The sequence below is a fragment of the Streptomyces sp. NPDC054840 genome (genome assembly GCF_053611065.1).
On the sequence record NZ_JBSGZP010000268.1, the window covers coordinates 1 to 9163 of the forward strand.

Genomic DNA, 9163 nt, shown 5'->3' on the forward strand with positions numbered 1-9163 from the left:
CACCGAGAGGGCGCCGGCCCGCCACACCACCGGCGTTGTCCCGGGCGAGGTGATCCGTACCGCGAGGCCGTACGCGGTCCCGCCCGCCAGCGGCGCCAGCCCGGCCCGCGTCGTGCGCCAGCCCTGCCCGCTGTCCCGGGTGCGGCCCGGGAACCACGTGTACGGGACCGGCTCGCCGGGGCCGGACGGCTCGCGGACGGCCACGCCGACCTCCACCGCGACCGGCTCCGACGATGCGGCGGCGTGCACCAGCTCCAGCACCGCCCCGCGGGTCAGCGGCAGCCGCGTCGCATGCATCCCGATGATCGCCGGCGCGGTCAGGGCGCCCTCCACCAGCAGGCTGGAGCCGCCACGCCAGGCGTCCGCGAAGTCCAGGCCGACCGTGGGACGCGCCCCGGCGGTGTCCACCGCCCAGCGGCGGCCCGGGAGCCGGTCCTGGAGCCCGAGGTGGTTCCAGGGTGCGTCCGAGACGACCCTGCCGCCGTCGTACCAGCGCAGCCCGTGCCCGGTGTTGAAGGAACAGGCGAAGGGGAGCCCGCTGACGGTGGACCGGTCGGCGACGACCGTGGCGGGAGCCCGCCAGCCGGACCCGGACCCGGACCCGGACTCGGACTCGGGCGTGGGGCGGGACGGGTCCAGGGACTCGCCCGTCCAGAACCGGTCGTCGGCGCGGTGGAAGGCCCCGGGCGAGCGGTCGGTGAGGTGGTTGCGGGTCCACTCGGGCCGGTAGAAGCCGTAGCCGGCCACGTGGTCGCGCTCGCGCGGGACGATCGCGTCCCAGTCGACGACGGAGTCCCAGCCGCGGGACTCGGTGTCCACGGCGGCCCACAGTTCGTGGCGGGAGCGGCCCAGACGGTCGGCGAGCGCACCCGAGGCGGCCAGGGTCTGCGAGGTCCAGCGGAAGTCGACGAACATCGTGTCCGAGACCTTCCCGGCCCGGTCCTCGAAGAACTCCTGGTTGAGCGCGTTGAGGGCACCCTGCCAGCCCACCCGGCCGGTGCTGTTCATGGCGTCGTACCAGGTGATGCGCAGGCCGTGGGGCTCGCCGCCCGCCCGCAGGGCGCGCAGGAACTCCCGCATCCGGGTGGCGAGCGCGCCGTCCCCGCCGTCGGTCTCGGCGTTCACGAACCAGCCGTCGAAACCGTACGTCCGCGCCACCTGGACGAGCTTGTCGGCGATCGGGAAGCGGCCGAGGGAGTCCCGCCGCACCAGGTCGCGGGTCCACCGGAGGTCGCCGCCGTAGGCGACGGGCGGCAGGAACACGTTGCCCAGCACCCGGACCCCGTTGCGGTGGGCGGCGTCGACCACGGGCGCGTTGGGTGCGAGCACGATGCCCTCGCCGGCGGACCCGCCCCAGAAGACCAGCTCGTCGATGTACGCCCAGTGCGTGAGCGCGTAGTGGTCGGAGGTCGGGGAGCCCTGGGACGGGTTCCCGGCCGTGGGCCCGAAGGAGACCAGGGAGGAGATACGGGCCTGGCCGGCGCGGGCGGCCCGGTTCGCCGGGACCGGGGTGAACCGCTCCGCCAGGGGCACGGTCGAGGTGTTGTGGGCCAGATCGGGATCGCTCCGGGGGGTCCACCGGCTGAGCGAGCGCCACACGATCCCGGGGCCGGGGGTTCCCGAGGGGAGGGAGTCCGGGAACCAGTACGAGGAGTACGGGGCCAGGTCGGCCGGGGCCGGGGCCTGGGCCTGGTCCTGGATCGGGGCTGCGGCGGATGCTCCCACCGGTAAGGGTGCGGGCGCGGCGGCGGCCCGGGCGCGGCCCGCCAGGCCCAGCAGCGCGGCGGCCCCGGCCCCGGTGGCCAGCACCCGGCGCCGGGTCGGGCGTATCGCGGCGGGCGGCGTACTCGGATCGACGCCGTTGTCGGTCTCGGGCATGCGGGGCTCCTCAGAAGAGGGGATCGGGGGATCAGGTCCGGGCGAGGCGAGGCGGGGAGGGGTGGATGGGGTGGGCGGTTCATGTCACGTCGTGCACGCGCAGTACCTCGGTGATGCCGCGCGCGGCCAGATGGGCGGGGTCCGAGGCGCGCTCAGCGAGGACCACCGCGGGGCGCAGCCCCTGGGCCGTCAGGGAGGACCACGCCTCGAAGAAGGACCCGCCCGGGGCACACACCGAGCGGCCCGGTGCCCGCACCGCCCCACCCACGCCCTCGCCTCCGTCCCCGCCGACGTCCCCGGCGAGCGCGGTGGACCGCGGGGCCGGGCGGTGCGCGCGGCCCCGCCACCGCGCGGTGATCCGGGCGAGGGCGGCGCCGGCCGGTTTGGTCCGGCGGTCGTTGGTGAGCAGGCCGAGGCCGTACTCCAGCTCCGGGAAGTCCGCGAGCTCCCGGGACACGTCGTGCGAGCACCACCACGTGACGCCCCACAGGTCCGGGCAGTCCAGGGCGTTCGCGACGGTGGCCTCGGTGAAGCGCGCCGCGTGCGCGGGCGGGATGAGCGGCGCGGGGGCGCCGACCTCCTGGAGCCACACCGGGCGGTGCGGGTCCAGCGCCCAGGCCTTGGAGAGCTCGATCAGGTACGCGGCATGGTGCTCGGTCGCCGTCCCGCTCCGGCCGTGGCGCTGCGCGGTGCCGTTGAACACCCAGGAGTGCACGGCGGTGGCCCCGCCCAGCCGGGCCGCCTGGGCCGCGGTGAAGGGGTGCCCGTCCTGGTACCAGGCGGCGTCGTACTCGGCGTGCAGGTGCAGCCGCCCCGGGGCGCCCTCCTCGCAGGCGGCGAGCATCCGCTCCAGCCAGCGGGCGGCCTGGGCCGGGGTGATCCGGTCGGGGTCGGGATGCGGGGCGCCGGAGAACTGGTTGATCTCGTTGCCGACCGTCATGCCCAGGAAGTTCGGGCGGCCGGCGAGGGCCGCGGCCAGCGTGCGCAGGTACGCTTCCTGCCCGGCGAGCACGTCCGGGTCGGTGAAGATGCTGCGCCGGTGCCAGGTCCGGGTCCAGGCGGGCAGGAAGTCGAAGCTCGACAAGTGCCCCTGCAGGCCGTCGACGTTGACGTCGAGCCCGCGCTCGGCGGCCGCGTCGGCGAGCGCGACGAGCTGCTCGACGGCGCGCGGCCGGATCAGCGTCCGGTTCGGCTGGAAGACCGGCCACAGCGGGAAGACGCGGATGTGGTCCAGCCCGAGCGCGGCGATCGAGTCGAGGTCGGCCCGCACCTCGTCGAGGTCGAAGTCCAGCCAATGGTGGAACCAGCCGCGGGCCGGCGTGTAGTTGGCGCCGAAGCGCAGCGCGTCATCGGGCACAGGGAGTCCTGGAGTTCTGGAGTACGCGAGTACTGGAGGAATTCACGGGATGCGCCACAACCTGCCGGTGCGGATGCAGAAAGTCAACAGGGCGGCGAACGGCCCCAGGGACGTCTACTTAGGCGCTTCAGCCCAGTGGACGCAGGGGTTGTGTGCCGACGAGCCTGAGATGACTAATGCGCTTTAGTGCGCCGCTGGTCACAGGAAAGCGCATAGAAATGGACAGCGGTATTTCGGTCAGGGCGATCACCCCTTCCGGGCTTGTTCCCCGGGCCGCCGAATCGCCCGCGCAGGTGGTCCGCGGGCGCTTCCGCAGGAACCGCCGCCCGGCCCGCTCCCGTCCGCTCGACGTCACCGTGCACGGCGCGGGCCTCACCACAGCGCACCCCGCGCATCCTGCGCGCGGACACCGTCGGGGACACACGGGCGGCCCCGGACGCGCCGCGGACGGCCGGCACGCCCCCGGGTCCGGCGCGAGGGGGAGTCTGAGCTGCCGACACGGCTCGGCGCTCGTCCCGGAAACCACTGGATCGTCATAAAAGCGTCCTGCCAGGGCAGGATCGCGTACGGTCCGGCCATTGCCATCCGTATCCGGCCACGTGTGACGCACCCGAAGGATGAATGAGGCAGGCCATGGCCCGCAGACCCACGATCAAGGACATCGCCCGGCAGGCCGGCGTGTCGGAGAGCGCCGTCTCCTTCGCGCTCAACGGCCGGCCGGGTGTCTCGCAGGACACCCGGGCCCGGATCCGCCGCGTCGCCGAGCAGCTCGGCTGGCAGCCCAACAGCGCGGCCCGGGCCCTGTCGGGCGAACGCTCCGGAGCCGTCGGCCTGGTCCTCGCCCGGCCCGCGCACACGCTCGGCGTCGAGTCCTTCTTCCTTCAGCTCGTCTCCGGCATCCAGGAGGTCCTCTCCGCCGCCCGGACCGCCCTGCTGTTCCAGGTCGTCGAGGACATCGACGCCGAATGCGCGGTCTACCGCCGCTGGTGGGCCGAGCGCCGGGTCGACGGTGTCCTCGTCGTCGACCCGCGGACGAGCGACCCCCGACCGGCGCTCCTGGAGGCATTGGCCCTGCCCGCGGTCACCATCGGCGAGGCTCTTTCCCCGGAGGGCGGGGGCGGGGATGCGGCCGGTCCGTCCGTGGTTCCGTCTCCGGCTCCGCCGGCCTCGGCGCTGCCGTCGGTCGCGGCCTCGGTCCAGCCGGCGGTCCCGCCCTCGGTCCTGTCCTCCGTACGGGCCGACGACGCCGGCGCCATGGCCCAGGTCCTGGAGCACCTCTACGGGCTGGGCCACCGCCGGATCGTGCACGTCGCCGGGCTGCCCGGCCTCGCCCACACCGTCCGCCGGATGGAGTCCCTGCGGACCGAGGCCGCGCGTCGTGGACTCGGCCCGGACCGGGTGCGCTCGGTGGTCACCGACTACTCCGACGCCGAGGGCGCGGCGGCCACCCGGCAGGTCCTCGCCGAGCCGGAGCCGCCCACGGCGCTCGTCTACGACAACGACGTCATGGCCGTCGCCGGGAGCGCGGTCGCCTCCGAGTTGGGCATCCCCGTCCCGGGCAGGCTGTCGATCGTGGCCTGGGACGACTCGGCGCTCTGCCGGGTCACCCATCCCCGGCTCACCGCCCTCGTACGGGACACCGCCGGCTTCGGCCGACTGGCCGCGGCGGAACTCCTGGCCGTCCTCGCGGGCAACCCGCCCGGGGTGCGGATCAGCGAGCGGCCGCGGCTGGAGCCTCGCGAGAGCACGGCGCCGCCCCCGGCGCATACTTACCCTGAAACCCTCCTGGAGCCGTCACCGTGATCATTCCCAGCGCCCCGCTCTCCGCACCGCGGGCCGCCGCAGGGGCCTCCGGGCCGACCGTGGCGATCGACATCGGCGGCACGAAGATCGCTGGTGCGCTGGTGCACCCCGACGGCACGATGACGGCCACCACCCGCCGCCCCACCCCGCGCGGGGCGGACGCCGACAGCGTCATGGCGGCGGTCGCCGACGTCGTCGCCGACCTCTCCGAGGCGCCCCTGTGGGCCTCGGCGGAGCGCTGCGGGATCGGCAGCGCCGGCCCGGTGGACACCTCCCGGGGGACGGTCAGCCCGGTCAACATCGGAGCGTGGCGGGAATTCCCGGTCCAGGAACGGGTCGTGGCGGAGCTCGCGGCGCGGGGGGCCGACCTGCCGACCGTGCTGGCCGGTGACGGAGTGGCGATGACCGCCGCCGAGCACTGGCTGGGCGCGGCCCGCGGCCACGCGAACGCGCTGTGCATGGTGGTCTCCACAGGTGTGGGCGGCGGCCTGATCCTCAACAACCAGCTCCACCCCGGCCCCACGGGCAACGCGGGACACATCGGCCACATCAGCGTGGCCTTCGACGGCGAACCGTGCGCCTGTGGCGGCCACGGGTGCGTGGAGTCGATCGCCTCCGGTACGGCGATCGCCCGCTGGGCCCTGGACCAGGGCTGGACCCCGTCGGCCACCGCGGGCGAAGGTGGAGGCGCGGGCGGCGCGGGCGGCGGGTGGGACGCCACGGCGGCGGGGGTGGCCGCTGCCGCCGTCGAGGGCGACCCGATCGCCCTGGCCGCCTTCGACCGGGCAGGCCGTGCCCTGGCCGCCGCCATCGCGGCCACCGCGACCCTGGTGGAGACGGACATCGCGGTCATCGGCGGTGGTGTGGCCGCCGCCGGCGACACCCTCTTCGCCCCGATCCGCAGCCACCTCGCGTCCTACGCCACGCTCTCGTTCGTCAAGGACATCCAGGTGGTGCCGGCGATGCTGGGCACTCATGCGGGACTGATCGGCGCGGCCGCGGCGGCGACCATGCTGCTGCCTTCTCGGTAGTCGCCGCCGTCCGGATCGTGAACCTCGCGCGCGTCGGGACCCCTCGGGCTCCCGGGTCAGGGCTTGACGGACCGGTAGTACCGCCGTGCGCCCTCGTGCAGGTCCACGGGGTCGGTGTAGATCGCCGTCCGCAGGTCCACGAGCTGCGCCGCGTGCACCTGACGCCCGACGAGGTCGCGGCTGAGGATCACCGTCCGCGTCAGCTGCTCGGTGAGCCGGGGGTCGGCCTCCGCCGTGGTCACCAGCAGGTTCGGCACGGCCAGGGTCGACACCGGGCTGGTGTTGCGTGTCCGCGCGTAGGCGTCCTGCGGCATCACGGCCATCCGGTAGTAGCGCGCGGGGGCGCCGCTCTCCTGGAGGTGATCCACCAGGTCGCCGAGTGGCACGAGCCGGATGTCGAGTCGCTCCGACAGCTCCCGCACGGCGTTCGTCGGCAGCCCGCCGGACCAGAAGAACGCGTCGATCCGGCCGGCCTCCAGTTCGCCCGGCATGGTGTCGATGCCGATGGACACCGGCGTGATGTCCAGTACCGGGTCGATCTTGGCCGCCTTCAGCAGCCGTTCCGTGACCAGCCGCACCCCGGATGCCGGCTGGCCGATGGCCACCCGCTTGCCGCGCAGGTCACCGGCCGACTGCACCGGAGAGCCGGCCGGGACCACCAGATGCACGTAGTCGTCGTAGAGCCGAGCGACCCCTCGCAGCCGGTCCGCGCCGACCTTCTTGTCGAGCTGGTACTTGGCGACCGCGTCCGCCGTCGCCACCGTGAAGTCCGCCTCACCGGTGGCCAGCCGCCTCAGGTTCTCCTGTGAGCCCTCGCTGGGCTCCAGCTCCACGTCGACGCCGGGCATGTCCCGCCCGAGCGCCTGCTCCAGCAGCTCCCCGTACCGGTGGTAGACCCCGGTGCGCCCGCCCGTGCTGAAGGTCAGCTCGCCCTGCAGTTCCGAGTGCCCGAAGGGCTTCAGCCACCACGTCAGGACTCCGAGCACGGCGAGTACGGACACCAGGACCCGCAGGGCGTGGCGCCTGCTGATCCGGGGCGGTACGAGAGGCATGGCCGCGATCCTGCCACCCGTCCGCCGTCCTGTCACGGCGCGGGCCGTCGGGGGGCCTGCGAGCGGAGCCGTCCCAGCAGTGTGCGCGCGGCCGGCCCGGGCGGTCCGTCCGTGCGCCAGGCCAGCGCGACCCGCCCGGTCAGCCCCGGCTCGGTGATCCGCAGCGCGCACAGTCCGCCGCTGGTGCCGGTGCCTGTGCCTGCTCCGGCGTCGGCCCGTGGGCCCGCTCCCGACTCGGCCCCGGACGGCACCACCGCCAACCGCGACGCCGCCGCCTTCACCGAGCGCGAGCTCGCCGCGCTGCTTCGCGAGAACGCCGGCCACCCCTGGAAACCGCCTGCCGCCGGACCCGCCGGAGCCCTCGCCCACGACGTCGTGCACGGCCTCGACATCACCGTCGCCCTCGGCCACCCGCGCCGCGTCCCCGAGGACCGGCTGCGGTTCCTCCTCGACGCGGTCACCCCCCGGTCCCTGCGCTTCTTCGGCGCCGACCTGACCGGCGTCCAACTGCGCGCGCAGGATCTGGACTGGTCCCACGGCGAGGGAACCCCCGTGTACGGGGAAGCCCAGGACCTGCTGCTCGTCCTCTTCGGCCGCCGCCTTCCCCCGGGTCGGCTGAACGGGGGACCGGAGGGCCACCGGGTACCGCCTACCCTTGTTGCATGACCAGCAGCGACCGGAGCCAGGCAGTGGACGTGAAGCGAAGCTACGAGGTGCGCACCTACGGGTGCCAGATGAACGTGCACGACTCGGAGCGGCTCTCCGGTCTGCTGGAGGACGCCGGCTACGTCCGGGCGCCCGAGGGCGCCGACGGCGACGCCGACGTCGTCGTCTTCAACACCTGCGCGGTCCGCGAGAACGCCGACAACAAGCTGTACGGCAACCTCGGCCGGCTGGCCCCGATGAAGACCAAGCGCCCCGGCATGCAGATCGCCGTCGGCGGCTGCCTCGCGCAGAAGGACCGCGACACGATCGTCAAGCGGGCCCCCTGGGTCGACGTCGTCTTCGGCACGCACAACATCGGCAAGCTGCCCGTGCTGCTGGAGCGCGCACGCATCCAGGAAGAGGCGCAGGTCGAGATCGCCGAGTCGCTGGAGGCCTTCCCCTCCACGCTCCCGACCCGCCGCGAGTCCGCGTACGCCGCCTGGGTCTCGATCTCCGTCGGCTGCAACAACACCTGTACCTTCTGCATCGTCCCGGCCCTGCGCGGCAAGGAGGAGGACCGCCGGCCCGGCGACATCCTCGCCGAGGTGGAGGCCCTGGTCGCCGAGGGCGTCTCGGAGATCACCCTGCTCGGCCAGAACGTGAACGCGTACGGCTCCGACCTGGGTGACCGTGAGGCCTTCAGCAAGCTGCTGCGCGCCTGCGGTCAGATCGAGGGCCTGGAGCGGGTCCGCTTCACCTCCCCGCACCCGCGCGACTTCACGGACGACGTGATCGCGGCGATGGCCGAGACCCCGAACGTGATGCCGCAGCTGCACATGCCCATGCAGTCGGGATCGGACACGATCCTGAAGGCGATGCGCCGCTCGTACCGCCAGGAGCGCTTCCTCGGCATCATCGAGAAGGTCCGCGCCGCCATCCCGCACGCGGCGATCTCCACCGACATCATCGTGGGCTTCCCCGGTGAGACGGAGGAGGACTTCCAGCAGACGATGCACGCGGTGCGCCAGGCCCGCTTCGCGAACGCGTTCACCTTCCAGTACTCCAAGCGCCCCGGGACCCCGGCGGCCGACATGGAGGGGCAGATCCCCAAGGAGGTCGTCCAGGAGCGGTACATGCGCCTGGTCGCCCTGCAGGAGGAGATCTCCTGGGACGAGAACAAGAAGCAGGTCGGCCGCACGCTGGAGGTCATGGTCGCGGAGGGCGAGGGCCGCAAGGACGGCGCCACGCACCGCCTGTCCGGCCGCGCTCCCGACAACCGCCTGGTCCACTTCACGAAGCCGGAGGCGGAGGTCCGCCCGGGCGACGTGGTCACCGTGGACATCACCTACGCCGCCCCGCACCACCTGCTCGCCGAGGGCCCGACGCTGACCGTGCGC

7 protein-coding genes are annotated in these 9163 nt (G+C 73.9%); 4 read left to right on the forward strand and 3 right to left on the reverse strand.

Annotated elements, in window-relative coordinates:
* Together ACWGIU_RS19925 and ACWGIU_RS19930 are read right to left on the reverse strand one after the other, a co-directional pair.
* A partial coding sequence (locus ACWGIU_RS19925; protein WP_453707573.1) for an endo-beta-N-acetylglucosaminidase occupies positions 1-1878 on the reverse strand: 1878 nt, incomplete at its 3' end.
* A 79-nt stretch (positions 1879-1957) separates the two neighbouring features.
* A complete protein-coding gene (locus ACWGIU_RS19930) occupies positions 1958-3235 on the reverse strand; it encodes a glycoside hydrolase 5 family protein (RefSeq protein ID WP_453707575.1) in 1278 nt (425 codons plus the stop codon).
* Between the two features lie 633 nt (positions 3236-3868).
* Here ACWGIU_RS19930 and ACWGIU_RS19935 point away from each other — a divergent pair.
* Together ACWGIU_RS19935 and ACWGIU_RS19940 are read left to right on the forward strand one after the other, a co-directional pair.
* Entirely contained in the window at positions 3869-5038 is a 1170-nt protein-coding gene (locus tag ACWGIU_RS19935) for a LacI family DNA-binding transcriptional regulator (protein ID WP_453707576.1), read from the forward strand.
* Positions 5039-5040: 2 nt separating this feature from the next.
* On the forward strand, positions 5041-6069 hold the full coding sequence (locus ACWGIU_RS19940; RefSeq protein ID WP_453707584.1) for an ROK family protein: 1029 nt from the start codon (positions 5041-5043) through the stop codon (positions 6067-6069).
* A 56-nt stretch (positions 6070-6125) separates the two neighbouring features.
* On the opposite strand, the gene ACWGIU_RS19945 is transcribed toward ACWGIU_RS19940, so the two are convergent.
* Positions 6126-7121, reverse strand: coding sequence for a TAXI family TRAP transporter solute-binding subunit (locus ACWGIU_RS19945; protein WP_453707578.1), 996 nt, complete (start codon positions 7119-7121; stop codon positions 6126-6128).
* 111 nt (positions 7122-7232) lie between these two features.
* Between ACWGIU_RS19945 and ACWGIU_RS19950 the strand changes: the two genes are divergently transcribed.
* Both ACWGIU_RS19950 and miaB read left to right on the forward strand, forming a co-directional pair.
* Positions 7233-7787, forward strand: coding sequence for a hypothetical protein (locus ACWGIU_RS19950; RefSeq protein ID WP_453707580.1), 555 nt, complete (start codon positions 7233-7235; stop codon positions 7785-7787).
* A partial coding sequence (gene miaB / locus ACWGIU_RS19955) for a tRNA (N6-isopentenyl adenosine(37)-C2)-methylthiotransferase MiaB (protein ID WP_453707582.1) occupies positions 7784-9163 on the forward strand: 1380 nt, incomplete at its 3' end. The genes ACWGIU_RS19950 and miaB, both read left to right, overlap by 4 nt.